At 67.9% G+C, this 23,546-nt stretch carries 25 protein-coding genes and 1 pseudogene; 10 read left to right on the top strand and 16 right to left on the bottom strand.

From position 1 onward, the window contains the following. Positions 1-104 precede the first annotated feature (104 nt). The gene (locus tag CAP38_RS01115; protein WP_086119049.1) at positions 105-1,082 is read left to right on the top strand and encodes a GMP reductase; all 978 of its coding nucleotides are present in this window, start codon (positions 105-107) and stop codon (positions 1,080-1,082) included. A 19-nt stretch (positions 1,083-1,101) separates the two neighbouring features. Here the strand turns inward: CAP38_RS01115 and CAP38_RS01110 are convergent, their stop codons facing one another. Continuing rightward, positions 1,102-1,983: an alpha/beta hydrolase gene (locus tag CAP38_RS01110; protein ID WP_086119048.1), complete on the bottom strand. Its 882-nt coding sequence runs from the start codon at positions 1,981-1,983 to the stop codon at positions 1,102-1,104. A 145-nt stretch (positions 1,984-2,128) separates the two neighbouring features. Between CAP38_RS01110 and CAP38_RS01105 the strand changes: the two genes are divergently transcribed. Next, positions 2,129-3,043 carry an NAD(P)-dependent oxidoreductase gene (locus CAP38_RS01105; RefSeq protein ID WP_256924172.1) on the top strand — a complete coding sequence of 305 codons (915 nt, stop codon included), beginning with the start codon at positions 2,129-2,131 and terminating at the stop codon, positions 3,041-3,043. Positions 3,044-3,070: 27 nt separating this feature from the next. On the opposite strand, the gene CAP38_RS01100 is transcribed toward CAP38_RS01105, so the two are convergent. After that, entirely contained in the window at positions 3,071-4,300 is a 1,230-nt protein-coding gene (locus tag CAP38_RS01100; RefSeq protein ID WP_086119701.1) for a flavin-dependent oxidoreductase, read from the bottom strand. Positions 4,301-4,302: 2 nt separating this feature from the next. Further along, positions 4,303-5,295, bottom strand: coding sequence for a tripartite tricarboxylate transporter substrate binding protein (locus CAP38_RS01095; RefSeq protein WP_086119047.1), 993 nt, complete (start codon positions 5,293-5,295; stop codon positions 4,303-4,305). A gap of 92 nt (positions 5,296-5,387) precedes the next feature. On the opposite strand from CAP38_RS01095, the gene CAP38_RS01090 reads away from it, so the two are divergent. Continuing rightward, the gene (locus CAP38_RS01090; protein WP_086119046.1) at positions 5,388-5,843 is read left to right on the top strand and encodes a MarR family winged helix-turn-helix transcriptional regulator; all 456 of its coding nucleotides are present in this window, start codon (positions 5,388-5,390) and stop codon (positions 5,841-5,843) included. A gap of 18 nt (positions 5,844-5,861) precedes the next feature. On the opposite strand, the gene CAP38_RS01085 is transcribed toward CAP38_RS01090, so the two are convergent. Both CAP38_RS01085 and CAP38_RS01080 read right to left on the bottom strand, forming a co-directional pair. Further along, entirely contained in the window at positions 5,862-6,056 is a 195-nt protein-coding gene (locus CAP38_RS01085) for a DUF2892 domain-containing protein (RefSeq protein ID WP_086119045.1), read from the bottom strand. Positions 6,057-6,100: 44 nt separating this feature from the next. After that, positions 6,101-6,973: an MBL fold metallo-hydrolase gene (locus CAP38_RS01080; RefSeq protein ID WP_086119044.1), complete on the bottom strand. Its 873-nt coding sequence runs from the start codon at positions 6,971-6,973 to the stop codon at positions 6,101-6,103. 140 nt (positions 6,974-7,113) lie between these two features. Here CAP38_RS01080 and CAP38_RS01075 point away from each other — a divergent pair, with 140 nt between their 5' ends. The 3 genes from CAP38_RS01075 to senA are packed head-to-tail and all read left to right on the top strand — an operon-like array spanning position 7,114 to position 9,448. Continuing rightward, on the top strand, positions 7,114-7,608 hold the full coding sequence (locus CAP38_RS01075) for a Dps family protein (protein WP_086119043.1): 495 nt from the start codon (positions 7,114-7,116) through the stop codon (positions 7,606-7,608). Positions 7,609-7,632: 24 nt separating this feature from the next. Then, entirely contained in the window at positions 7,633-8,211 is a 579-nt protein-coding gene (locus CAP38_RS01070; RefSeq protein ID WP_086119042.1) for a molybdopterin-dependent oxidoreductase, read from the top strand. Positions 8,212-8,227: 16 nt separating this feature from the next. Then, on the top strand, positions 8,228-9,448 hold the full coding sequence (gene senA, locus CAP38_RS01065; RefSeq protein ID WP_086119041.1) for a selenoneine synthase SenA: 1,221 nt from the start codon (positions 8,228-8,230) through the stop codon (positions 9,446-9,448). A gap of 9 nt (positions 9,449-9,457) precedes the next feature. On the opposite strand, the gene egtD is transcribed toward senA, so the two are convergent. From egtD to cadR, 3 genes are all read right to left on the bottom strand, one after another. After that, positions 9,458-10,471: an L-histidine N(alpha)-methyltransferase gene (gene egtD / locus CAP38_RS01060; protein ID WP_086119040.1), complete on the bottom strand. Its 1,014-nt coding sequence runs from the start codon at positions 10,469-10,471 to the stop codon at positions 9,458-9,460. 6 nt (positions 10,472-10,477) lie between these two features. After that, on the bottom strand, positions 10,478-11,455 hold the full coding sequence (locus CAP38_RS01055) for an MBL fold metallo-hydrolase (protein ID WP_086119039.1): 978 nt from the start codon (positions 11,453-11,455) through the stop codon (positions 10,478-10,480). Between the two features lie 82 nt (positions 11,456-11,537). Next, positions 11,538-11,978 (bottom strand): Cd(II)/Pb(II)-responsive transcriptional regulator, encoded by a 441-nt coding sequence (gene cadR, locus CAP38_RS01050; RefSeq protein ID WP_086119038.1) that lies wholly within the window; start codon positions 11,976-11,978, stop codon positions 11,538-11,540. A gap of 79 nt (positions 11,979-12,057) precedes the next feature. Here cadR and CAP38_RS01045 point away from each other — a divergent pair, with 79 nt between their 5' ends. Further along, positions 12,058-12,756 carry a cation transporter gene (locus CAP38_RS01045; RefSeq protein ID WP_086119037.1) on the top strand — a complete coding sequence of 233 codons (699 nt, stop codon included), beginning with the start codon at positions 12,058-12,060 and terminating at the stop codon, positions 12,754-12,756. Here CAP38_RS01045 and CAP38_RS01040 read toward each other — a convergent pair. Both CAP38_RS01040 and CAP38_RS01035 read right to left on the bottom strand, forming a co-directional pair. Further along, a complete protein-coding gene (locus CAP38_RS01040) occupies positions 12,689-13,489 on the bottom strand; it encodes an SDR family oxidoreductase (protein WP_086119036.1) in 801 nt (266 codons plus the stop codon). The genes CAP38_RS01045 and CAP38_RS01040 overlap by 68 nt on opposite strands. A gap of 4 nt (positions 13,490-13,493) precedes the next feature. Next, entirely contained in the window at positions 13,494-14,108 is a 615-nt protein-coding gene (locus tag CAP38_RS01035; protein ID WP_179188420.1) for a TetR/AcrR family transcriptional regulator, read from the bottom strand. Between the two features lie 40 nt (positions 14,109-14,148). Between CAP38_RS01035 and CAP38_RS01030 the strand changes: the two genes are divergently transcribed. Then, positions 14,149-14,691 carry a dihydrofolate reductase family protein gene (locus CAP38_RS01030; protein WP_086119034.1) on the top strand — a complete coding sequence of 181 codons (543 nt, stop codon included), beginning with the start codon at positions 14,149-14,151 and terminating at the stop codon, positions 14,689-14,691. Positions 14,692-14,763: 72 nt separating this feature from the next. Further along, positions 14,764-15,714, top strand: coding sequence for an RNA polymerase sigma factor RpoH (gene rpoH / locus CAP38_RS01025; RefSeq protein ID WP_086119033.1), 951 nt, complete (start codon positions 14,764-14,766; stop codon positions 15,712-15,714). A 99-nt stretch (positions 15,715-15,813) separates the two neighbouring features. Here rpoH and lysS read toward each other — a convergent pair whose 3' ends face one another. The 6 genes and pseudogenes from lysS to CAP38_RS00995 all read right to left on the bottom strand — a co-directional run. Continuing rightward, positions 15,814-17,379, bottom strand: coding sequence for a lysine--tRNA ligase (gene lysS, locus CAP38_RS01020; RefSeq protein WP_086119032.1), 1,566 nt, complete (start codon positions 17,377-17,379; stop codon positions 15,814-15,816). A 144-nt stretch (positions 17,380-17,523) separates the two neighbouring features. Continuing rightward, entirely contained in the window at positions 17,524-18,240 is a 717-nt protein-coding gene (locus tag CAP38_RS01015; RefSeq protein WP_086119700.1) for an ABC transporter ATP-binding protein, read from the bottom strand. 17 nt (positions 18,241-18,257) lie between these two features. Next, positions 18,258-19,028, bottom strand: a complete 771-nt coding sequence (locus CAP38_RS01010; RefSeq protein ID WP_086119031.1) for an ABC transporter ATP-binding protein — start codon at positions 19,026-19,028, stop codon at positions 18,258-18,260. A gap of 13 nt (positions 19,029-19,041) precedes the next feature. Further along, positions 19,042-20,139 carry an ABC transporter ATP-binding protein gene (locus CAP38_RS01005; RefSeq protein WP_373271381.1) on the bottom strand — a complete coding sequence of 366 codons (1,098 nt, stop codon included), beginning with the start codon at positions 20,137-20,139 and terminating at the stop codon, positions 19,042-19,044. 16 nt (positions 20,140-20,155) lie between these two features. Further along, positions 20,156-21,085: a branched-chain amino acid ABC transporter permease gene (locus tag CAP38_RS01000; RefSeq protein ID WP_086119030.1), complete on the bottom strand. Its 930-nt coding sequence runs from the start codon at positions 21,083-21,085 to the stop codon at positions 20,156-20,158. Between the two features lie 220 nt (positions 21,086-21,305). Next, positions 21,306-21,869, bottom strand: a pseudogene (locus CAP38_RS00995) (recombination factor protein RarA); the annotation flags it as partial. A 141-nt stretch (positions 21,870-22,010) separates the two neighbouring features. On the opposite strand from CAP38_RS00995, the gene CAP38_RS00990 reads away from it, so the two are divergent. Beyond that, on the top strand, positions 22,011-23,324 hold the full coding sequence (locus CAP38_RS00990; protein ID WP_086119029.1) for a replication-associated recombination protein A: 1,314 nt from the start codon (positions 22,011-22,013) through the stop codon (positions 23,322-23,324). Positions 23,325-23,546 lie beyond the last annotated feature (222 nt).

Below are 23,546 nucleotides of genomic sequence, written 5' to 3'. Positions count from 1 at the left end.
TTCTTGCGCCCGGTTTTTTGTGCCCGCTGCCCGTCAGCAGCGGCGCAGCGGAACCGGCCGGACCAAGCGCTCAAACGTTCAGTCATTCACAGGAGCCGGGTTCCATGGAAATCTTCGATTACGACAACATCCTGCTGCTGCCGCGCCAGTGCCGCGTGGACAGCCGCTCGCAGTGCGACACCAGCGTGGAGCTGGGTGCACGGCGCTTCCGCCTGCCGGTGGTGCCGGCCAACATGAAGACGGTGGTGGACGAGCCCATCTGCACCTGGATGGCGCAGAACGGCTACTTCTATGTCATGCACCGCTTCGACATCGACAACCTGCAGTTCGTGCGCGACATGCACGCGCGCGGCCTGTATGCCTCGATCTCGCTGGGTGTGAAGGACCACGACAAGGCCACCGTGGACCGGCTCGCCGCCGAGGGCCTGGTGCCCGAGTACATCACCATCGACATCGCCCACGGCCATGCCACCAGCGTGCGCGACATGATCGCCCACATCAAGCAGCAGCTGCCGGCCAGCTTCGTGATCGCGGGCAACGTGGCCACGCCCGAGGCGGTGATCGATCTGGAAAACTGGGGCGCCGATGCCACCAAGGTCGGCGTGGGTCCGGGCAAGGTCTGCATCACCCGCCTGAAGACCGGTTTCGGCACCGGCGGCTGGCAGCTATCGGCCCTGAAATGGTGTGCCCGTGTGGCCACCAAGCCCATCGTGGCCGACGGCGGCATCCGCTGCCACGGCGACATCGCCAAGAGCATCCGCTTCGGCGCCACCATGGTCATGATCGGCTCGCTGTTTGCCGGCCACGAGGAATCGCCCGGTCGCACGGTGGAGGTGGACGGCGAGCGGTTCAAGGAGTACTTCGGCTCGGCCAGCGACTTCAACAAGGGCGAGTACCGCCACGTCGAAGGCAAGCGCATCCTGGAGCCGATCAAGGGCCGGCTGGCCGACACCCTGACCGAGATGGAGCAGGACCTGCAGAGCTCGATCAGCTACGCCGGCGGCACCCGGCTGATGGACATCCGGCGGGTGAACTATGTGATCCTGGGCGGCGACAACGCCGGCGAGCACCTGCTCATGTGAGGCCGCCGGCGGCCCGCGCTCAGAGCCCGAGCAGGCCCAGGGCGCGCGCGTGCAGACGGTGCGCCGGGTCGGCCAGTGCATCGACCACGGTGAAGTGGTTCAGGCCCGGCAGTTCCTCGCACACCGGCACCGCCTTCCTGCCCCAGGCTTCCTGCAGGATGCGGGTCTGGCGGCGGAACTCGCTGCTCTCGATGCCGCCGGCAAAGGCTTCGGTCTGGCCGCGCCCCTGGCGCACCACCGGTGCCGGCAGCCGGGCCGGGCTGACCCGCGCCACCTGGTCCGGCGTGATGCCCAGCGAGGTCTGCACGAAGGGCGTGTGCATGACCGGCTCCAGGTCGTGCACGCCCGAGATGGTCATGCCGTTCTTGGGCAGGTCGGCCGGCAGGTCGGCCCCCACCTGCGGCCACAGGCAGTTCATCAGCATGCTGGCCAGATGCCCGCCGGCCGAGTGGCCCACCACGGTGATGCGGCGCGGATCGCCGCCGTGAGCGGCCACATGCCGGAAGGTCCAGGCCAGGGCCTGCACCATCTGCAGCGTGATGTGCGGAATGGTCACTGCCGGGCACAGGGCGTAGTTGGGCATGACCACGCAGGCCCCCCGGCGGGTGAAGGGTGGCGCCACGAAGGAATGGTCGGCCTTGTCCAGGCTGCGCCACCAGCCGCCGTGGATGAAGAACAGCACCGGGGCCGGTGCCGCACCACCGCCTTCGGCCGGGAAGATGTCGAGCATCTCGCCGGCACCGCTGCCGTAGGGCACGTCGATCAGCGCACCGGGGGCCTGGCGGGCCAGGGCCGAATCGCGCGCCCAGCGGGCGAAGATGTCCACATGCTCGGGCACCAGCGCGCGGTTGTTGTATTCGCGGTCCAGCCAGGCGGGATCGAAGGAGGGGGTGGTGGGCATGGTCCGTCCTCGTGCAGCGGTGGAAGTGGAGGTGGAAGGTGGGCGGTCATTGTGGCATCCGCACGGGGCCGGGGCTGTCAGTCCGGCAACAGTACGGGGTGGTGCATGGCTCCTACAATCCGCGCTCTCAACCGAGCACACCGCCGTGACACAGACCTCCACCCCTTCCGCCCCCGCACCGTCGTCCAACCTGCACGTGGCCGTGCTCGGCATCGGCATGATGGGTTTCCCCATGGCGCGACGTCTGTGCGAGGCCGGGATGGTGGTGTCGGTGTGGAACCGCTCCCGCACCAAGGCCGAGCGGCTGCTGCCCTTCGGTGCCCGCGTGGCCGACACGCCGGCCGATGCCGTGGCGCAGGCCGACGTGGTGATCACGCTGCTGGAAGACGGCGGCATCGTGGAAGACGTGCTGTTCCGCCAGGGCGCGGCGCAGGCCATGCGACCGGGCTGCATCGTCATGGACATGTCGTCCATCCAGCCGGCCCAGGCGCGCGACCATGCGGCCCGCCTGGGTGCGCTGGGCGTGCACCACATCGACGCCCCGGTGTCCGGCGGCACGCTGGGGGCCGAGCAAGGCACGCTGGCCATCATGGCCGGCGGCAAGGTGGCCGACGTGGAGCGGGTGCAGCCGGTGCTGGCGGTGCTGGGCCGCTCCACCCATGTGGGACCGCACGGAGCCGGGCAGCTGGCCAAGCTGGCCAACCAGATGATCGTGGGCATCACCATCGGCGCGGTGGCCGAGGCGCTGCTGCTGTGCGAGAAGGGCGGCGCCGACATGGCCCGCGTCAAGCAGGCCATCACCGGCGGCTTTGCCGACAGCCGCATCCTGCAGGTGCACGGTCAGCGCATGATCGAGCGCGATTTCGCCAAGCGCGGCGCGGTGTCGGTGCAGCTCAAGGACATGCGCAATGCCCTGGCCACGGCGCAGGAGGTGGGCTTCAACGCACCGATCACCACGCTGTTCGAGCAGCTGTTTGCCGAGGCCGCCGAGCACGGGCTGGCCGACCTCGACCACTCCGCGCTGTTCGTGGAACTGGCCAGCCGCAACGGCATGGCCTGACAATGCCCTGCCCGGCCCGCCGGGCCCTCAGGCCGGGGCCTTGAGCGAGAAGCCGGCCACCTGCTTGTAGTGCTCCGAGATGGCGCGCAGTTCGTCCTGGCTGATGAGCCGGTCGATGTCGTCGAAGGGCTGGCCGCCGCTGAGTTCGTCGACCTTCATGATGATGAAGTCCGGCGGCAGCGTGCGGTTGGTCTCCACCACGCGCGCGGTGGCCGGACGGCGCAGCGCGTCGTAGCGCACCAGTGCAGCCGCCGGGTCCGTCGGGGAGGCCGCCAGCTCGTCGGCCAGCGTGCGGGCGTCGATCAGGGCCTGTGCGGATCCGTTCGATCCGCGCGGGTACATCGGGTGGGCGGCATCGCCCATGAGCGTGACCCGGTCGAAGCTCCAGCGCGGCAGCGGGTCCTTGTCGACCATGGGGTATTCGAAGATCTGCTGCGCGCCGGTGATGAGCGCCGGCACGTCGAGCCAGTCGTAGCGCCAGTCGGCGAAGGTCGGCAGGAAGGCGTCGAGCCGGCCGGGCCGGTTCCAGTCGTTCATGCGCGCCTGCGGGTCGCGGATCTCGGCCACCCAGTTGATCAGCTGGTTGCCCTGCCCGTCCACGTTGTCGCCGATCGGGTAGATGACCATCTTGCCGGTGTCGATGGAACCCACACGGATGTAGCTTCGCCCGTCCAGGATCGGCTTGTGCACCGTGGTGCCGCGCCAGGTGTTGATGCCGCCGTAGCAGACCTGGTCGTGCGGATAGAAGTGGCGCCGCACGGCGGAGTTCACGCCGTCGCAGGCCACCACCACGTCGGCCTGCACCGGGGCCGGCCGCTGGCCGTCCACCTCGTCGAAGTGCAGCACCGCACCGCCGACCTGCGGCTCGATGCGCACGCAGCGGTGACCGGTGTGCAGGTGCTCGCGACCGATGCGCTCCAGCGCGGCCTGCCACAGCACGCCGTGCAGCCGGCCGCGGTGGATGCCCAGCTCGGGCAGGTCGTAACCGGCGTGGCGCCCGCGCGGCTCGCCATACACCCGCTGTCCCCAGCGGTTGAAGAACACGCTCTCGCGGTTCTCGATGGCACAGGCCTGCAGCGCGTCCAGCAGCCCCAGGGCCGTGAGTTCGCGCACACCGTGCGGCAGCAGCGTGATGCCCACACCCAGCTCGCGCACCTCGCTCACGCCTTCGTACACCTCGCAGGCCAGCCCGCGCTGGTGCAAGGCCAGCGCGAACGCCAGTCCGGCGATGCCCCCTCCGACAACCGCGATGCGCATGCTCATTCCGCCTTGATGCCCTGGGTCTTGATGAGTGCGGCCCAGCGGTCGGCGTCGCGCGCGACCAGCTGGCCGAACGATTCGGGCGTGCCGGTGGCCGGGTCCATGCCCTGGGCGCTGAAGGCCTTGCGCACCTCCTCGCTGCCCAGGATGTCGTTGATCTCGCGGTTGAGCTGGGCCACCTGCGCCGCCGGCATGCTGCGCGGCGCAAAGATGCCGTACCACATGTCCACGTTCACATTGCCGGCCCTGGCCTCGGCCAGCGTGGGCACGTCGGGCAGCAGCGGATGGCGCTTGTCCGAACCGATGCCCAGCGCCACCAGCTTGCCGGCGCGCACCTGCGGCAGCGCCACGTGGATGGGCAGGAACATGGCGTCCACCTGGCCACCGAGCAGGTCGGTCATGGCCGGGCCGGTGCCCCGGTAGGGAATGTGGGTGAGGAACACCTGGGCCGTGGTCTTGAAGAGTTCCATCGACAGGTGGTGCGGCGTGCCCACGCCGGGCGAGGCGTAGTTCAGCTTGCCGGGTGCCTTGCGGGCCGCGGCCACCAGGTCGCCTGCGCTGGCCATGCCGCTGCGCGGGTGCGTGACCAGGATCAGCTGGCCCCAGCTGGTCAGGGCGATGGGGGCCAGGTCCTTGACCGGATCGAAGCCCAGTTGCGGGTAGAGGCTGCGGTTCATCACGAGCGTGTTCACGCTCACCAGCAGGGTGCTGCCATCGGCCGGTGCACGAACCACCGCCTCGGTGCCGATGTTCCCCGACGCCCCGGCGCGGTTCTCCACGATCACCGGACGCTTCAGGCGCTCGGACAGGCGCGGCCCCACGGTGCGGGCGATCAGGTCGATGCCGGTGCCCGGCGTGAAGGGCACGATCAGCTTGATCGGTCCCTCGGCAGCCGACTGGGCCCAGGCCACGGGGGCGGTCAGTCCGGCGGCCACGGCACAGGCCAGGGCCACGGTGGCCCGGCGGCGACTCAGGGTATTAACGGGTTTCATCGCATGTCTCCTGATTGTTAGCATGCCAACCATTATCAGGAGACACCCGTCCGGCCGGGCATCCGTGAATTCCCGGAGGCAGACTGCAGACCATGACACCGCACGAGCTCTACCAGCGTCCCGGTTTTCTGTTGCGCCGCATGTACCAGATTGCGGCCGCCGTGTTCGAGAACGCCTGCGGCGATCTGGGCCTGACCACCGCCCAGTACGGCGTGCTGATCATCGTGCACAGCGAGCCCGGCATCGACCAGACCCGCCTGGCCCGGGCGCTGGCCTTCGACAAGGTCACGGTCATGCGCGTGCTGCGCGGACTGGAAGAGCGCGGCCTGGTGCAGCGGGTGGCCAGCGGGCGGCAGAAGACCCTGGCGCTCACCGACGCCGGGCTGGCGCTGCTCACCCAGGCGCGCGAACGGGCCGAGGCGGCGTCACGGCGTCTGATGTCGCCGCTGGACAGCGCCGATCAGGCCCAGCTGGTGCGCCTGCTGCAGACGCTGGTCAATGGGCTGGCCCACGAAGCCCGGGCGCCGTTCGTGCCGCTCGAACGCTGAAGGACCCGCCCGCCGCGTTCAGGACTGCGGCGCCTTGCAGGTGTTCCAGCCCAGCAGGCTGTAGGGCGGACACCAGCCCATCAGGCCGGTGGCCAGCGGCAGCAGCCCCAGGTACGCCCAGGGGCCGAGCACGCCGGCGAAAGCCCCGGCCACCAGGGCCAGGCCGATGGTGATGCGCAGTGCGCGATCGATGCCGCCAACGTTCTTCTTCATGGGAGGTCTCCTTGGGTTGATGGGAACAGGACAGAGCCGACGCCTCAGAGGGCATTGACCGGGATCTTGAGGTAGGTCGTGCCGTTGGCTTCGGGCGGCGGCAACTGCCCTGCCCGGATGTTGACCTGTACCGAGGGCAGGATCAAGGTCGGCATTTCCAGCGTGGCATCGCGGCGCTGGCGCATGTCGACGAACTGGGCCTCGGTCACGCCGTCGTGCACATGGATGTTCTGGGCCCGCTGCTCGGCCACCGTCGACTCGAAGCGCACATCACGCCCGGATGGCGGGTAGTCATGGCACATGAACAGACGGGTGGCGGGCGGCAGCGACAGCAGGCGGCGCACCGAGGCATGCAGCGCACGCGCATCCCCACCGGGGAAGTCGCATCGTGCGGTGCCCACGTCCGGCATGAACAGCGTGTCGCCGACGAACACCGCATCCCCGATCCGGTAAGCCACGCAGGCCGGGGTGTGGCCGGGCACATGCATCACTTCCACCGACAGGGCGCCGACCTCGAAGGTCTCGCCGTCGCGGAACAGGTGATCGAACTGCGAGCCGTCGGTGCGGAACTCGGGTTCAAGGTGGAACACGCCGGCAAACACCTTCTGCACCCGGGTGATGTGTTCACCGATGCCGATCTGCGCGCCCAACTCGGCGCGCAGCCAGGCTGCCGCGGACAGGTGGTCGGCATGGGCATGGGTCTCGAGGATCCATGACACCTGCAGGCCCAGCTGGCGGACATGGGCCACCACCTGCTCGGCCGATGCCGTGCCGGTGCGGCCGGACCTGGGGTCGTAGTCCAGCACCGGATCGACGATGAGGGCCGGCGTGCCCGGGCCGCCATGAACCACGTAGGTCACGGTCCAGGTGCGGGGATCGAAGAACGGGTCCACCACGGGGCGGGTCGGGGTGTTCATGCAGACGGCCCTTGAATATCAGTAAACACAAATATATTCAACAACAATATATCTGTCAATAAATTGTTGTCCCTGCTGCGGCATTCCCGGGTATCGGTCAAGCCAGCCGGTACGATGACCCGTTTTGGCAAGGAGCCCCCATGGCAAGCAAGAAGAACGGCATTCCCCCCATCGACATCGGCATCCCCGAGAAGGACCGCAAGAAGATCGCCACCGGCCTGTCCCGGCTGCTGGCCGACAGCTACACCCTCTACCTGATGACGCACAACTTCCACTGGAACGTCAAGGGGCCTCAGTTCAACAGCCTGCACGCCATGTTCATGGCCCAGTACACCGAGCAGTGGGCCGCGCTGGACATCATTGCCGAGCGCATCCGCGCGCTGGGCTACCCGGCCCCGGGCACCTACAAGGAGTTCGTCAAGCTGGCCTCGATCCCGGAGGTCGATGGCGTGCCCAAGGCCGACGACATGGTCCGCCATCTGGTGGCCGCCCAGGAAGCCACCGCCCGCACCGCCCGCTCGCTGTTCCCGGTGGTCGATGCCGCCAACGACCAGCCCACCGCCGACGTGCTGACCCAGCGCATCGACGTGCACGAGAAGACCGCCTGGATGCTGCGCAGCCTGCTCGAAGACTGACCACCCCTTTCCCGGAGCCTCTCCATGGACAAACGTCGATTCCTGCAGGCTGCCGCCGGTGCCACCCTGCTGCCGGCCGCCGCCGGTGCCGCCGCGCCTGCGCGGTCGGCCGCGCCTGCGCTGCTGACCGTCTCGGGCGCCATCCGCAAGGCCAACCGGCCGCCCCTGAACAAGGCCCTGGACCAGATGATGTCCAAGCACGGCGTGGCCTTCGACAAGGGCTTTGCATTCGGCTTTGCCGAGATCGCGGCACTGCCACCGACCGAGATCCGGCCCACGCTGGAGTACGACGGCCTGAAGCACACCCTGCGCGGTCCGACGGTGGCACGGGTGCTGGAAGCCGCCGGTGCCGTGGCCACCGACAGCACCACCATCGGCCTGCGTGCGGTGGATGGCTACAACGCCGAACTCACGCTGGGCGAGCTCCGGCAGCTGGGCTTCATCGTGGCCACCCACATCGACGGGCAACCGCTGGCGCTGGGCGGCCTGGGACCGATGTGGGCGGTGTACGAGCCGGACCGCTTCCCCGATCTGGCCCGTCTGAGCCTGCCCGAGCGGTTCGTGAAGTGCCCCTGGGGCGTGTACTCCATCCACGTCGGCTGAACCGGGCGCGGGCGCGATGGTGGAACCCTGTGACGCCCGCTGCCTGACCCGCACGGCACTGGCATCGGCCCTGCAGGAGGCCCGCACCCGCACCCTGGGCCTGTACGCCGCCTGTGCACAAGCCCTCGGGCCGGCCATGCCGGTGCCCCAGCGCGACGAGCTCAACCCGCCGCTGTGGGAGCTGGGCCACATCGGCTGGTTCGCGGACTGGTGGATCGCCCGCCACCCGGAACGACACCGGGGCACGGCCGCCGATCCGCAGGCTCCGAGGCGGCCGGCGCGGCAGGCACGGCGCGGTCTGGATGCCGACGCCCTGTACGACTCCAGCCAGGTGCCGCATGCCCGGCGCTGGCAGCTGGCGCTGCCCGATCTCGATCACACCCTGGCCGACCTGCAGGCCAGCCTGGACGAGACACTGCACTGGCTGGATCAGGCCGACGACACCGACCCGGGCCTGTACTTCTTCCGGCTGGCGCTCTTCCACGAGGACATGCATGCCGAGGCGGCCGTCCACATGGCCCAGACACTGGGCATCGGCCTGGGCCCCTGGGCGCCGCAGGCCGCCGCCGAGCCGGCCAGCGGCGGGCGGGACGGCGCCGAACTGACCCTGGACGCCACGACCGTGACCCTGGGATGGCAGGGCCCCGGCTTCGCGTTCGACAACGAACTCGGCCCGCACACGGTGCACCTGCCGGCGTTGCGGATCGATGCGGCCCCGGTGAGCTGGGCGCGCTTCCTGCCTTTCGTGGCGGCCGGCGGCTACCACGAACCCCTCTGGTGGACGCCGGCCGGCTGGGACTGGCGCTGCCGCACCGCGGCCCGTCAGCCCCGGTTCCTGCGGCCGCACGGCGACGGCTGGGCCTGCCAGCAGCAGGGGCAGTGGGTGGCGTTGCAGCCGTGGCAGCCGGCGGTGCACCTCAACGCCCATGAGGCCCAGGCCTGGTGCCGCTGGGCCGGGCGCCGCCTGCCCACCGAGGCCGAATGGATGGCCGCCGCATGCCACCGCGACTGGCAGGGCATGACGGTGTGGGAATGGACGGCCAGCCGGTTTGAGCCCTTCCCCGGTTTTCAGCCCCATCCCTACCGGGACTACTCGGCGCCCTGGTTCGACGGACGCCCGGTGCTCAAGGGTGCGAGCGCCGCCACCTCGCCGCGCCTGCGGCACCGGGCCTACCGCAACTTTTACACGCCCGAGCGCAACGACATCCTGGCCGGCTTCCGCAGCGCTGCGGCCTGACGGTCAGGCTCAGGCCGGTGCCCAGAACACGCTGAACCAGCCCCGGGCATCGGTCCAGTGCAGCGGCGTGGCAAAGCCGGCGCGCTGCAGCAGATCGGCAAAGGCGGCGGGCTCCCACTTGTAGGAATGCTCGGTGTGGATGCGTTCGCCGGCCGCGAAACGGCGCGACCCGCCGGGCCAGCTCACGGTCTGGGGCGAGCGGGCCGAGAGGTGCATCTCGATGCGCGATTCGATCCGGTTGTAGAAGGCCACATGGTCCCAGGCCGCCGGATCGAAGTCGCTGCCGAGTTGCCGGTTCACATGCAGCAGCAGGTTGCGGTTGAAGGCGGCCGTGACGCCCAGGGCATCGTCGTAGGCCGGCTCCAGCACCTCGGGCGCCTTGACCCGGTCCACCCCGATCAGCAGACCCGAGCCGGCACCGCCCTGACGGCACACCGCATGCGCATCGCGCAGCAGCCGCAGGGCCTCGTCCGGCCCGAAGTTGCCGATGCTGGAGCCGGGGTAGAAGACGCACCGGGGCGCACCCCGCAGGCCGAGCCGCTCCAGCCAGTGGACCGCCGGGGCCGGCAAGGCCCACTGCACCGAGAAGTCCTGCCCGATGCCCAGCATGGGCAGATCGGGATGCTCCCGGCGCAGCGGCTCCAGGGCCTGGGACAGGTAGGCGGCCGAGATGTCCACCGGCAGGTAGGCCGCCGGACGCACGGTGCCGAACAGGCGGGCCGCCTTGGCGCAGCTGCCGGCGCCCAGGTCGATCCACACCGCGCGGGCGGGCAGCCGCGCCGCCATGTCGGGCAGCCATTGGCCGAAGATCGCGGCCTCGGTGCGGGTCGGGTAGTACTCCGGCAGTTCGGTGATGGCATCGAACAGGTGCGAGCCCAGCCGGTCGTAGAAGAACTTGGGCGACACGCTGGCCGGCGTGGCCTGCAGTCCGGCGGCCAGCTCGGCCTGCTGCTGCGCCGGGTCGGCCTGGTGGAACTGGAGATCCTGATGGGTCCCGGTGGGTGCAGAGGGTGTCGCAGGCATGCCGGTTTATACCGGCAGCGGGTCGAACCGGTAACCCGTACCCAGGGCTGCCATGCGGCCCACCGCCGGGAACGGGAAATGGAAACCTCCCACCAGGGCCTGACGGGACACGATGCGCTCGAACGCGGCGCGACGGGTGCGGCGTGCGGCTTCGGCGTCCATGTCGAAGGTCACGGCCCAGTCCGGGTTGCGGGCGAACAGCGAAGGGATGTTGGTCAGGTCGGCCAGGAAGATGAAGGTCTGCCCTTCCGAGCCGACCTCGAACATGCTCATGCCGGGCGTATGTCCGTGGGCCTGCACCGCGCGGATGCCGGGCAGCAGCTCGGCGCCGGGCTCGAACAGCTGCAGCATGCCCGCCGGCATGCTGCCGAAGGTGCGGCGGGCGTTCTCGAACAGGCCCTTCATGCGGCCAGCGGGTGCCTGAGCGGCCCGCGCGTCGTCCATCCACCAGGCGTGTTCGGCGGCCGGTGCCATCACCTTGGCCTTGCGGAACACGTACTCGCCGGCCCGGTTGCGCAGGCCGTTGATGTGGTCGCCGTGGTAGTGGCTGACCAGCACGGTGTCGATGTCGTCGGGACCGAAACCGGCGGCCCGCAGGTTGGCCAGCAGGCGGCCGGTGGTGGGGCCACCCCAGTCGCCCAGGCCGGTGTCCATCAGGATGCGGCGGTGGCCCGCCACCACCAGAAACGGGGTGTAGGGCACGTCGATGTGGTCGGTGGACAGGCCCTGCGAGGCCAGCAGGGCCTTCACCTCGGTCAAGGGGGCGTTGGCCACGAACTCCTCGCCCAGCGGCCGGCGGGTCACGCCATCGAGCAGCGCGATCACCTCCATCCCGCCCAGACGGACCCGCCGGAATCCGGGTTCGGCCAGCGCTGGCGTGCCCAGGTCGGGGGCGTTCTGGGCCCAGGCGGGCAGCCAGGCCGAAGCCGCGGTGGCGGCCAGGCCACCGAGGCTGGCGCGGATGAAGTGGCGGCGGTGCATCATGGGTGGACTCCTTGAGCGTGAGGGGCGCAGGCCCGGGTGGGTGTGTGACGCTTGACCCCGGACCAGACCCGCCGGCGCGCCATCAGTTCCTGGGCATGTCGCGCGGCGCATGGCAGGCGCAGGCCTCGCCGTGGGCCGCGGCCACCAGTTCGTCCAGGATGCCGCAGTGCCCTGCATGGGCGTCGGTGCAGCGGGCCCGCAGCTGCAGCAGCTGCTTCTCCAGCGCCCGCATGCTCTTGAGGCGTGCCCGCACCCGGGCCAGCTGGTCGTCCACCAGCCGGTTGATGTCGCTGCAGTCCTCCGGCGGTGCGTCCAGAAACTGCAGCAGCTGCGCCACCTCGGCCAGCGGCATGTCGAGTGCGCGGCAATGGCGCACAAAGGACAGGCGCTCCAGGTGGCCTTCGCCATAGTCCCGGTAGCCGTTGTCGCGCCGGGCCGGCGCGGGCAGCAGGCCGGCCTTCTCGTAGTAGCGGATGGTCTCGGCATCGACACCGGTGGCCTGGGCCAGTTCCTTGATCTGCATGGCGTGTCCTTGACGGTCAGGATCGTCTTGACACTGTAGTGGCTCCAGGGTTTTCAATACGGCAACGAAAGGAAAGACCATGTCCGCCCATTGCTGTGAACACGACACCCCCCAGCCCGGGACCCTTGTCAATCTGGCGCGCTACCGCCGCATCCTGTGGATCGCCCTGGTGATCAATGCCGCCATGTTCCTGGTGGAGATCGGGGCCGGCCTGCAGTCCGGATCGCTCTCGCTGCTGGCGGATGCGGTCGACTTTGCCGGCGATGCCCTCAACTACGGCGTCTCGCTGGCGGTGCTGGCCTCGGCCCTGGCCTGGCGCGCCCGGGCGGCCGTGGTCAAGGCGCTGTGCATGATGGGCTTCGGCGTGTATGTGCTGGGTGCTGCGGTGTGGTCGCTGTGGCAGGGCGACGTGCCGCAGCCCCTGACGATGGGCGTGGTCGCCGTGGTGGCGCTGCTGGCCAATGTGGCGGTGGCCTGGATGCTCTATGCCTTCCGCGAAGGCGACGCCAACATGCGCAGCGTGTGGCTGTGCTCCCGCAACGACGCCATCGGCAACCTGGCGGTGCTGCTGGCCGCGCTCGGCGTGTTCGGCACCGGTTCGGCCTGGCCCGACCTGCTGGTGGCCAGCCTGATGGCCGGCCTGGCGCTGCAGGGCGGCTGGGTGGTGATGCGGCAGGCGCGGCGGGAGCTGCGGCAGGACGAGGTGGCCGTCAGGCCGTCGGCACCGCCGCCGAACCCGCCAGGATGCCACCATCCACATGGAACTCCGCACCGGTGACATAGGCCGCTTCGTCGGATGCCAGGAACACCGCCAGGCTGGCCACCTCGCGGGGCTCGCCGAAACGGCGCAACGGCGTGTCGGCCACCATGGCCGCCATGATCGCCGGGCGGTCCGGACCCGAACCCAGGATCGGCTCCCACATCGGCGTGAGGATGGCCGCCGGATGGATGCTGTTGCAGCGCACCGGCAGCCGCTGCTCGGCGCAGTACAGCGCCACCGTCTTGGTGTGGTTGCGCACCGCCGCCTTGCTGGAGGCGTATGCCGCTGCCGCCGGGATGCCGACGATGCCGGAGCGGGACGACACATTGACGATGGATCCGGTGTGCCCCGGCGGCAGCCTGCGCATGGCGCGCAGGGCGTGCTTGCAGCCCAGGAACACGCCATCGAGGTTGGTGGCGTGCACCTGCCGCCAGTCGTGCAGCGATGCGTGCTCCGGGTCGTGGACCGCCCCGCCCTCCAGGCCGGTGATGCCGGCGTTGTTCACCACCACATGCAGCGCACCCCAGGTGCCCAGCACCTCGTCCACCACCGCACGCCACTGCCCTTCGTCCCGCACGTCCAGGGGCCGGGCGGGCATGCCCAGGGCAGCCCCGGCCGAGGCCACCCGGTCGGCCTGCAGGTCGGTCAGCACCACGGTGGCCCCTTCGGCCACCATGGCCCCGGCCACCGCCAGACCGATGCCCTGAGCGGCCCCGGTGACCAGCGCCACCTTCTGATCAAGTCGTCCCATCGAATCACTCCCCTTGCTGGACCTTCACACACAGCTTGAGCTGCGTCCCGAGGCCTGAGATCACCACCGGCCAGCCGCGTTCCAGTGCGCGCGGGGCCTCCGGGCTGCCGGCCAGGGCGACCCCGTGCAGGTAATCGACCAGCACCGCCTGGGCGGCCATGGCATCGGCGTCGACAGGGCCCTGGATCTGCAAGGCCTGCCGGAACAGTGCATCGAAGCGCCGGGACAGCGCCCCGCCGCCCTGGCGTGCCAGCTGGTGCGTGATCTGCGGCGCCGAGACCACACAGGCCAGATACACCTCGCTCAGTCTGCGCAGCCGCGATGCCGCATCCGGAAGCCGTTCCAGCTGGGCCGCCAGCGGGTCCAGCGGCGCAAAGGCCTGCTCGACCAGCGCGTCCAGCAACGCGGCTCGACCCGGAAAGTAGTGGTAGAGCGCCATGGGGTCCACACCCAGGGCGGCGGCGGTGCTGCGCATGCCGACCCGGCCCTGGCTGTCGAAGACCCGCCGCGCCGCCGCGACGATGGTCGACCGGTCCAGACGGCCGCGGTCCGGGCCCGGTCGGCCCCGGCGGGGTGCGGCGCCGCCTCGGGGCGGTCGGGGTGATGCAGGAGGATTCATGGCTAGAATTCTACGCCGTAGATATTTAAACCGACCGACCATGACCACTCCCGCTGCATCCCGTGTTCACACCGCCGTCTTCCTCGGCATCAGCCTGGACGGCTGCATCGCGGGTCCTCAGGGCGACCTCTCCTGGCTGTCGGCCTGTGCCGCCGAGTCGCCGGCCGACACCGGATACGAAGCGCTGATGCAGCGCACCGACACCCTGCTGCTGGGCCGCCGTACCCACGATGCGGTCCTGGCCCTGGGGGACTGGCCGTTCAAGGACCACCGGGTCCGGGTGCTGACCCACCGACCGCTGCCTTCGGACCATGGGGCGCAGGCCTGCCGGGGCAGCCTGCCGGACGTGCTGGCCCGCCTGCATGCCGAGGGCAGCCGCCACGTGTATCTGGACGGCGGCGAGGTGGTCGGACAGGCACTGGACAGCGGGCTGGTCGATGAACTGACCCTGTCCTGGATCCCGGTGGTGCTGGGATCGGGCACCCGGCTGTTCAGCGGTCCATTGCCCCGGTCGGACTGGCGCCTGGTCCAGGGTCGGACATTCGCCAGCGGGATGGTGCAGGCCCGGTACGAGCGGCGCTGACCAGGCGGAACTTCCGGGTTTAGCACTCACTCGGAGAGAGTGCTAACATTTCATCCTGTTTGAGGAGGTCCCATGTCTGCAACGCTCGTTCCTGTGGCACCCCCCGCCTCCCTGGCCGTGTCCAGCCCGTGGAGCCGCTCGCTCACGCTGCCGCCGCTGGGGAATCTCGACGCCTACATCTCGGCGGTCAACCGCCTGCCCCTGCTCACGCTGGACGAGGAGCAGGACGCCGCACGCCGCCTGCGCGACCACAACGACCTGGATGCCGCCGGCCGGCTGGTGATGTCGCACCTGCGCCTGGTGGTCTCGATCGCCCGGCAGTACCTGGGCTACGGTCTGCCCCACGGCGATCTGATCCAGGAAGGCAACGTGGGCCTGATGAAGGCGGTCAAGCGCTTCGACCCCGACCAGGGCGTGCGCCTGGTGAGCTACGCCATGCACTGGATCAAGGCCGAGATCCACGAATACATCCTGAAGAACTGGCGCATGGTCAAGCTGGCCACCACCAAGGCGCAACGCAAGCTGTTCTTCAACCTGCGCTCCATGAAGCAGGGCTTCCGGGCCGGAGCCGCCGACGGCGACACCCACCGCGAGGCGCTGTCGGACAGCGAGATCGAGGTGGTCGCGCGCGACCTCAACGTCAAGCCGGAAGAAGTCCGCGAGATGGAAACCCGGCTCGCCGGTGGTGACGTGGTGCTCGACCCCTCGCCCGCCGACGATGGCGAGGACACCTACAGCCCGATCGCCTGGCTGGCCGACGCCCACCACGAACCCACCGCCATGATCGAGTCGGCCCAGCGCGACGTGCTGGCCACCGAAGGCATCGCCCGCGCCATGGGCGAGCTGGACGACCGTTCCCGCCGCATCGTCACCGAGCGCTGGCTCAAGGTGAACGACGACGGATCGGGCGGCATGACGCTGCACGAACTGGCCGCCGAATACGGCGTGAGCGCCGAGCGCATCCGCCAGATCGAGGTGGCGGCCATGAAGAAGATGCGCAAGGCGCTGGCCGAATTCGCATGAAGCAGCACTGACCCGTCAAGGGATGCCGCAGAACCGGCTTTGCCGGGCCGCTGGCATCGCCCCCTGGAGGGGGTGACGCCGCAGGCGGCGCGGGGGTGATCAATGTTCCCGTCGCAGGGCGGGAAACAGGATCACGTCGCGGATGCTGGGGCTGTCGGTCAGCAGCATCATCAGGCGGTCGATGCCGATGCCGCAGCCACCGGCCGGCGGCATGCCGTATTCCAGCGCCCGGATGTAGTCGGCGTCGAAGTGCATGGCCTCGTCGTCGCCACCGTCCTTGGCGGCCACCTGTGCATGGAAACGCGCGGCCTGGTCCTCGGCATCGTTCAGCTCGGAGAAGGCATTGCCGAACTCGCGGCCGGTGATGTAGAGCTCGAACCGCTCGGTCACCTCGGGGCGTGCATCGTTGGCGCGGGCCAGCGGCGAGATCTCGGTCGGGTGGTCCATGATGAAGGTCGGGTTCCACAGCAGGGACTCCACCTTCTCCTCGAAATACAGCACCTGCAGACCGGCCAGGCTGCGGGTGGAGAGCTGGTGCTTCTCCTCGCTCATGCCCAGCTTGCGCAGCTGGCCGGTCAGCCATTCGCGGTCGTCCACGCTGGCGCCGGCCTCGGTGTACTTGACGATGGCGTCGCGGATGGTCAGGCGCTCGAACGGGCTGTCCACATCCACCACACGGCCCTGGTAGGTGAGCTCGCCGTCACCGCGCACCACCTTCACCAGGTGGCGGATGAGCTGCTCGTTGAAATCCATGAGGTCGCGGTAATTCCAGTAGGCCGCGTAGAACTCCATCATGGTGAATTCCGGGTTGTGCCGCACGCTGATGCCTTCGTTGCGGAAGTTCCGGTTGATCTCGAACACCCGCTCGAAACCGCCCACCAGCAGCCGCTTGAGGTAGAGCTCGGGCGCAATGCGCAGGAACATCTCCTGGTCGAGCGCGTTGTGGTGGGTCTTGAAGGGCCGCGCATTGGCCCCCCCGGGGATCGGGTGCAGCATGGGCGTCTCGACCTCCAGGAAGCCGTGCTCGACCATGAAGTTGCGCAGCGCCGAAATCGCCTTGCTGCGCGCCACGAAGCGGGCCCGGGCGCTCTCGTCGGTCATGAGGTCGACATAGCGCTGGCGGTACTTGATCTCCTGGTCGGCCACGCCGTGGAACTTGTCGGGCAGCGGACGCAGGCTCTTGGTGATCAGGCGGATGCGGTCGGCATGGATGGTGAGCTCGCCGGTGCGGGTGCGGAACAGCACGCCCTCGGCCGCCACGATGTCGCCCATGTCCCAGTGCTTGAAGGCGTTGTGCACCGCCTCGCCCACGCTGTCGTTGTTCAGGTAGATCTGGATGCGGCCGCCGCTGGGACCGAACGAGGCGTCCTGCAGGGTGGCGAAGCTGGCCTTGCCCATGACCCGCTTGAGCATCATGCGGCCAGCCACGCTGGCCCGCACCGGGTTGGCCTCCAGCTCTTCCTTGCTCGTCTCGCCGTGGGCCGCAAACAGGTCTTCGGCCCGGTCGGCCGGCTTGTGGTCGTTGGGAAATGCCACACCCTCCCCGCGCTGCTGCGCTTCCCGCAGGGCCTTCAGTTTTTCGCGGCGTTCGGCGATCAGCTGGTTTTCATCGTGCGCCGCAGGGGCGGCGGACTCGGCGGCGGGGGTGGAAGGTGCTTGGCTCATGAATGAAAAATGGGTTGGGCACCAGCGGTGCACAACCCAGCATTGTAAGGAGACCCCCCGCCGCGCTGGCGCGCGGCCCCCTCAAGGGGGGCGCACCCTACTGCCCGGCGGAGCCGGTTCCGCGGGTGCTCTGGACCACGGCGGTCACTCTCCCAGATAGGCGGCGCGGACCTTGGGGTCGTCCAGCATGTCGCGGCCGTTGCCGGTCATGATGATCTCGCCGGAGTCCATCACGTAGCCGCGGTCGGCGATCTGCAGGGCGCGGCGGGCGTTCTGTTCCACCAGGACGATGGTCACGCCCTGCTGGGACACGTCGCGCACCACCTCGAAGATCTTGTCGACCATGATGGGCGACAGGCCCATGGACGGCTCGTCGAGCAGCAGCACCTTGGGCTGGCTCATCAGGGCCCGGGCCATGGCCAGCATCTGCTGCTCGCCGCCCGACATGGTGCCTGCCAGCTGGTCCTTGCGCTCCCGCAGGCGCGGGAAGATGCCGAACATGCGTTCGATGTCGGCCGCGATGCCGTCCTTGTCCTTGCGGATGTAGGCGCCCATCTGCAGGTTCTCGGTGATCGTCATGCGGGTGAAGACGCCCCGGCCTTCCGGCACCATGGCCAGGCCCTGCTTGACCAGATCCCAGGCGCCCTTGCCCTTGATGCTCTGGCCCAGGTATTCCACGTCGCCGTCCTCGAAGGCCAGCGAACCGGTGACCGCCTTCATGGTGGTGGTCTTGCCGGCGCCGTTGGAGCCGATCAGGGAGATCAGCTCGCCTTCGCGCACTTCCATGTCGATGCCCTTGACGGCCTTGATGCCGCCGTACGAGACCTTCAGACCCTTGATTTTCAGGAGGGTGTTTGCCATGTTGTCTGCTTCCTCGATCAATGGCCGCCGGTGCCCAGATAGGCCTCGATGACTTTCGGGTCCTTCTGCACTTCGGCCGGCGTGCCGGACGAGAGCTGCTTGCCGTAATCCAGCACGGTGACGCGGTCGCACAGGCCCATCACCAGCTTCACGTCGTGCTCGATGAGCAGGATGGTGCGGTTGTCGTTGCGGATGCGGTCGATCAGCTCGCGCAGCTGCACCTTCTCGGTGGCGTTCATGCCGGCAGCCGGCTCGTCCAGCGCGATCAGCTGGGGGTCGGTGGCCAGGGCACGCGCGATCTCCAGCCGGCGCTGGTCGCCGTAGCTCAGGGTGCGCGACTTGTAGTCGGCAAACTTCTCGATGCCCACGTAAGCCAGCAGCTCGCGCGCGCGGTCGGTGATGGCCTTTTCCTCGCGCTTGAAACCCGGGGTGCGCAGCACCGCGCCGATCAGCCCGGACGAGGTGCGCACATGCCGGCCCACCATCACGTTCTCCAGTGCGGTCATCTCGGCGAACAGCCGGATGTTCTGGAAGGTGCGGGCAATGCCCGCCTTGGCCACCTCGTGCACGGCGGTCGGCTGGTAGGGCTTGCCGGCCAGCTCGAAGCTGCCGCTGTCGGGCGTGTAGAGGCCGGTCAGCACGTTGAAGAAGGTGGTCTTGCCGGCGCCGTTGGGGCCGATCAGGCCATAGACCTGACCACGCTCGATGGTGATGCCCACATCGCTCAGGGCCTGAAGGCCGCCGAAGCGCTTGGACACGTTGGCGACTTTGAGAATCGTCTCGCTCATGAAGGTGCTCCGCTCACTTGTTCAGGGACTTGCCGTGCTCAGGGGCCGGCCACAAGCCCTTCGGGCGGATCAGCATCACCACCACCATGGCCAGCGCGATCAGCAGCTGGCGCAGGATCTCGGGCGCCAGGCGGCCATCGGTCATGGCGGTCAGCGGATGGGCCACGTGGCGCAGCAGCTCGGGCAGGCCGGCCAGCAGCAGCGCGCCCAGCACCACGCCGGGGATATGGCCGATGCCGCCGAGCACCACCATGGCCACCACCATCACCGACTCCATCAGGGAGAAGGACTCGGGCGACACGAAGCGCTGGAACGAGGCAAACAGGACGCCGGAGATGCCGCCGAAGGTGGCACCCATGCCGAAGGCCAGCAGCTTGAGGTTGCGGGTGTTCAGGCCCATGGCCTTGGCGGCGATCTCGTCTTCGCGGATGGCCATCCACGCACGGCCGATGCGGGAGTCCTGCAGGCGGTAGGACAGCACGATGGCCAGCACCACGAAGAACAGGAACAGGTAGTAATACAGCGTGACCGGCTGGAAGGTGTAGCTGAAGCCGAACAGGTCGATCTCCAGCCGCTTGCCCAGGTCAACGCCGAACACGGTGATGGTGTCGATCTGGCTGATGCCCTTGGGGCCGTTGGTGATGTTCACCGGACGGTCCATGTTGAGCAGGAAGATCCGGATGATCTCGCCGAAGCCCAGGGTGATGATGGCCAGGTAGTCGCCCCGCAGCTTGAGCGTGGGCGCGCCCAGGATCATGCCGACGACGCCGGCCACGGCCGCTGCCACCAGCATCACCAGCCATATGTTGTAGTGGATGCCGTCGGGGAAGGCGGCCTTGATGGCCGGGAAGGTGTCGCTCAGGTGGGGCGAGCCCAGCAGCGCGAACAGGTAGGCGCCCACCGCGAAGAAGGCGATGTAGCCCAGATCGAGCAGGCCGGCGTAGCCCACCACGATGTTCAGACCCAGGGCCAGCAGCACATACAGCAGCGCGATGTCCAGGATGCGGACCCAGGAGTTGCTGCCGGTGGCCTGCAGCACCAGGGGCAGCGCCAGCAGCGCGACGGCTGCAATGAAGAAGACGACCAGCTTGCCGGTTTGGTTGTTCATCATGATCAGGTCCTCCGGATCAGGCGCGGTCGGCCACACGCTCGCCCAGCAGGCCCGAGGGGCGCAGGGTCAGCACGATGGCCAGCACGATGAAGGCAAAGATGTCGGTGTACTGGCTGCCCAGCACGCCGCCGGTGAGCTTGCCGAGGTAGCCGGCGCCCAGCGACTCGATCAGGCCCAGGGCCACACCGCCCACCACGGCCCCGGCCAGGTTGCCGATGCCGCCCATCACGGCTGCCACGAAGGCCTTGAGGCCCGGCATGAAGCCCATGGCGTGCTGCACGCTGCCGTAGTTGGAGGCCCACATCACGCCGGCAATCGCTGCCAGCATGGCACCGATGATGAAGGTGGCCGAGATCACCGTGTCCGGCTTGATGCCCATGAGGGCTGCCACGCGCGGGTTCTCGGCGGTGGCGCGCATGGCGCGGCCCAGGTTGGTGCGGTTGACCAGCCACATCAGGAAGGCCAGGGTGATGACCGTGGTGGCCAGGATGGTGATCTGGGTGACCGAGATCACGGCCCCGCCGATGGCCACCGGGTCGGTGGACAGCAGGTTGGGGTAAGACTTGGGGTTGGGCTTCCAGATGATCATCGCGAAGGTCTGCAGCAGCAGCGACATGCCGATGGCGGTGATCAGGGGTGCGAGTCTTGCCGCACTGCGCAGTGGCCGGTAGGCCAGCTTCTCGATGGTGTAGTTGAGCGCCGCGCACACCACCATGGCAATGATGGTGGCCATGATCAGCACCATCCAGCCCGGCATGCCCGGGGAGGCGTCGCGCATGATGCCGATGATGGTCCAGCTGGTGAGCGCGCCCACCATGAGCACATCACCGTGCGCAAAGTTGATGAGGCCGATGATGCCGTACACCATGGTGTATCCCAGGGCGACCAGCGCGTACATGCTGCCCAGCACCAGACCATTGATGATCTGCTGAAGCAAAACTTCCATGAAGGTTCTCCGTGTTTGTGACCGGACGGGCCGCAGAGATGCGCAGCCCGCTGATTCAACCTAGCAAAAAACCCGCCATGAGCGTCCTGGATACAGGCCGTGGGCGGGTTGGTGCGCGATTGTAGCGACCCATTTTTGGGGGACCTGAGCGGGTTTGCCCTGAGGAATCAAGGGTTTACCCTATACCCTCCCCGGCATCAGAAGAGGGATTGGAGATGGATTAGTTTTTCTGATCGTTCAGCCGCTGCAGTTCTCGCAGCTTATCGGCGATGCGGATCTCCAGGCCCCGCTCCACCGGGCGGTAGAAACCGGGCGCGGCCATGCCCTCGGGCAGGTAGTTCTCGCCCGCGGCGAAACCGCCCTCCTCGTCGTGCGCATAGCGGTATCCACGGCCGTAGTCGAGGTCCTTCATGAGCCGGGTCGGTGCATTGCGAAGGTGCAGGGGCACCGGACGGGTGCCATCCTTCTTCACGAAGGCCTTCGCCGCGTTGTAGGCCTTGTAGACCGCGTTCGATTTGGGCGCCACCGCCAGGTACACCACGCACTCGGCCAGCGCCAGCTCGCCCTCCGGACTGCCCAGGCGCTCGTACACCTCGGCGGCGTCCAGCGCGAGCCGCAGCGCGCGCGGATCGGCCAGTCCGATGTCCTCGGCCGCCATGCGGATGAGGCGCCGCGCCATGTAGCGCGGGTCGGCCCCGCCATCGAGCATGCGCACCAGCCAGTACAGGGCGGCATCGGGGTCGGAGCCGCGCACGCTCTTGTGCAGGGCGCTGATGGTGTCGTAGATTATACGGAGCGATATATTAGATGAGATTCCCGATCCTAAGCGGGAGTGGGTCTTCCTCGTCATCAAATGACTTCATTCTTAGACGAGCCTCTCACATCAGTTCTTTCCGTCTAATCCAGGCGTCGATACTTGTGGACCATGGACCTTTTCAACACCGCACCGAAGCCACCCCTCGCGGAGCTAATCCGCCCCCAATCGCTCGACGAGGTTGTTGGCCAGCAGCACCTGCTAGGACCGGGGAAGCCGTTGCGGCTAGCGTTTGAGGCTAAGAAGCTCCACTCATTCATCTTGTGGGGCCCTCCGGGGGTTGGAAAGACGACTCTCGGCAGACTCTCCGCTAGAGCAACAGACAGCCACTTCATCGCAATCTCTGCCGTGCTTGCTGGGGTCAAGGACATCCGGATCGCGATTGAAGACGCGCAAGCGAAGCTCACCGTTTCTGCACAACCAACGGTGCTCTTCGTGGATGAGATTCATCGCTTCAACAAGTCTCAGCAAGACGCGCTGCTGCCTCATGTTGAATCGGGCCTTCTCACGCTGGTAGGCGGGACCACTGAGCACCCAGGCATGGAGGTAAACAACGCTCTGCTGTCGCGTGCCCAGGTCTACACGCTTCAACCGTTGTCAGCAGACGAAATGGAGCAGCTTTATCAACGAGCAGTACCTCATCTCAAAGGCGTGAACCTGGATTCGGATGCCCTTGACGTACTAGCAGGCTTTGCTGACGGAGATGGGCGTCGTTTTCTGAATTTGATTGAACAAGTGACGACCGCTGCAGCCAGCGCAAGACTAAGTACGGTAACTGTAGAGTTCGCCGCGTCATCTACAAGCCCATCTCTGCGTCGATTCGACAAGGGAGGCGACGAGCTGTATTGGCAATTGTCAGCGTTTCACAAGTCCCTAAGAGGCTCACAACCGGATGCAGCGCTTTACTGGCTCGCCCGCATTCTTGACGGAGGCGGCGACGGCCGGCAAGTTTCGCGACGAATGATCGCGATGGCGAGCGAGGATATTGGGAACGCTGACCCGCGAGCACTGCAGCTTGCCTTGAACGCTGCGGAGGCATATGAACGACTCGGCTCACCCGAGGGCGAATTGGCACTCGCCCAGGCCGCCACCTACTTGGCAGTAGCGGCCAAGTCGAACGCCTCCTATCTCGCTTGGAACCAAGCCAAAGCATTCGTCAAAGAAACAGGGTCGAGACCAGTGCCCATTCATCTTCGTAACGCACCCGCGAAGCTCATGAGGGAAATGGGGTATGGGGATGAATATCGGTACGCGCACGACGAGCCGGACGCGTATGCAGCCGGACAGACGTACTTCCCGGATGGCCTTGAATCGAAGCACTGGTACGAGCCATCCGAGCGAGGGCTCGAAGCGAAGATAAGAGGAAAACTGGCTTGGCTCAGATCCTTAGATGCGAGCGCGCAGAGCTCACCAGAAGACAACTAGCCAACGGAAAGGTCGGGTCGCAGTGGCGTAGTAGTCCGTATCGAAGTTCTGGCCGAAACAATGGAGACACAGGTGTTGACGTTTGTTGGAGCGCTCATTGACCGAGCCCACGGACTGTCGAGCCTCGACGCCCCCCGGCCCTCATTGTTGCACTGGTGATTACTGAAGGCACGGTCATGGTGACCAACAACCGAGAGCTTCGCGGACTTTTCGAGGACGTCA

The sequence above is a fragment of the Hydrogenophaga sp. IBVHS2 genome, from assembly GCF_002127215.1.
Classification (GTDB): Bacteria; Pseudomonadota; Gammaproteobacteria; order Burkholderiales; family Burkholderiaceae_C; genus Hydrogenophaga.
Note: the sequence above shows the minus strand (reverse complement) of the source record. Positions and strands in the feature narration are given on the sequence as shown.

What these genes read in the sequence shown, in the direction of transcription:
- CAP38_RS01045 (WP_086119037.1), top strand. Translation starts at nt 12,058, where the DNA reads ATGTCCGCCCATTGCTGTGAACACGACACCCCCCAGCCCGGGACCCTT.
- CAP38_RS01110 (WP_086119048.1), bottom strand. Translation starts at nt 1,983, where the DNA reads ATGCCCACCACCCCCTCCTTCGATCCCGCCTGGCTGGACCGCGAATAC.
- CAP38_RS01035 (WP_179188420.1), bottom strand. Translation starts at nt 14,108, where the DNA reads ATGAATCCTCCTGCATCACCCCGACCGCCCCGAGGCGGCGCCGCACCC.
- CAP38_RS00990 (WP_086119029.1), top strand. Translation starts at nt 22,011, where the DNA reads ATGGACCTTTTCAACACCGCACCGAAGCCACCCCTCGCGGAGCTAATC.
- cadR (WP_086119038.1), bottom strand. Translation starts at nt 11,978, where the DNA reads ATGCAGATCAAGGAACTGGCCCAGGCCACCGGTGTCGATGCCGAGACC.
- CAP38_RS01070 (WP_086119042.1), top strand. Translation starts at nt 7,633, where the DNA reads ATGGACAAACGTCGATTCCTGCAGGCTGCCGCCGGTGCCACCCTGCTG.
- CAP38_RS01080 (WP_086119044.1), bottom strand. Translation starts at nt 6,973, where the DNA reads ATGAACACCCCGACCCGCCCCGTGGTGGACCCGTTCTTCGATCCCCGC.
- CAP38_RS01085 (WP_086119045.1), bottom strand. Translation starts at nt 6,056, where the DNA reads ATGAAGAAGAACGTTGGCGGCATCGATCGCGCACTGCGCATCACCATC.
- CAP38_RS01015 (WP_086119700.1), bottom strand. Translation starts at nt 18,240, where the DNA reads ATGGCAAACACCCTCCTGAAAATCAAGGGTCTGAAGGTCTCGTACGGC.
- CAP38_RS01115 (WP_086119049.1), top strand. Translation starts at nt 105, where the DNA reads ATGGAAATCTTCGATTACGACAACATCCTGCTGCTGCCGCGCCAGTGC.
- CAP38_RS01100 (WP_086119701.1), bottom strand. Translation starts at nt 4,300, where the DNA reads ATGCGCATCGCGGTTGTCGGAGGGGGCATCGCCGGACTGGCGTTCGCG.
- CAP38_RS01000 (WP_086119030.1), bottom strand. Translation starts at nt 21,085, where the DNA reads ATGGAAGTTTTGCTTCAGCAGATCATCAATGGTCTGGTGCTGGGCAGC.
- CAP38_RS01010 (WP_086119031.1), bottom strand. Translation starts at nt 19,028, where the DNA reads ATGAGCGAGACGATTCTCAAAGTCGCCAACGTGTCCAAGCGCTTCGGC.
- CAP38_RS01055 (WP_086119039.1), bottom strand. Translation starts at nt 11,455, where the DNA reads ATGATGCACCGCCGCCACTTCATCCGCGCCAGCCTCGGTGGCCTGGCC.
- CAP38_RS01095 (WP_086119047.1), bottom strand. Translation starts at nt 5,295, where the DNA reads ATGAAACCCGTTAATACCCTGAGTCGCCGCCGGGCCACCGTGGCCCTG.
- CAP38_RS01075 (WP_086119043.1), top strand. Translation starts at nt 7,114, where the DNA reads ATGGCAAGCAAGAAGAACGGCATTCCCCCCATCGACATCGGCATCCCC.
- CAP38_RS01040 (WP_086119036.1), bottom strand. Translation starts at nt 13,489, where the DNA reads ATGGGACGACTTGATCAGAAGGTGGCGCTGGTCACCGGGGCCGCTCAG.
- CAP38_RS01090 (WP_086119046.1), top strand. Translation starts at nt 5,388, where the DNA reads ATGACACCGCACGAGCTCTACCAGCGTCCCGGTTTTCTGTTGCGCCGC.
- CAP38_RS01005 (WP_373271381.1), bottom strand. Translation starts at nt 20,139, where the DNA reads ATGATGAACAACCAAACCGGCAAGCTGGTCGTCTTCTTCATTGCAGCC.
- rpoH (WP_086119033.1), top strand. Translation starts at nt 14,764, where the DNA reads ATGTCTGCAACGCTCGTTCCTGTGGCACCCCCCGCCTCCCTGGCCGTG.
- CAP38_RS01030 (WP_086119034.1), top strand. Translation starts at nt 14,149, where the DNA reads ATGACCACTCCCGCTGCATCCCGTGTTCACACCGCCGTCTTCCTCGGC.
- senA (WP_086119041.1), top strand. Translation starts at nt 8,228, where the DNA reads ATGGTGGAACCCTGTGACGCCCGCTGCCTGACCCGCACGGCACTGGCA.
- egtD (WP_086119040.1), bottom strand. Translation starts at nt 10,471, where the DNA reads ATGCCTGCGACACCCTCTGCACCCACCGGGACCCATCAGGATCTCCAG.
- lysS (WP_086119032.1), bottom strand. Translation starts at nt 17,379, where the DNA reads ATGAGCCAAGCACCTTCCACCCCCGCCGCCGAGTCCGCCGCCCCTGCG.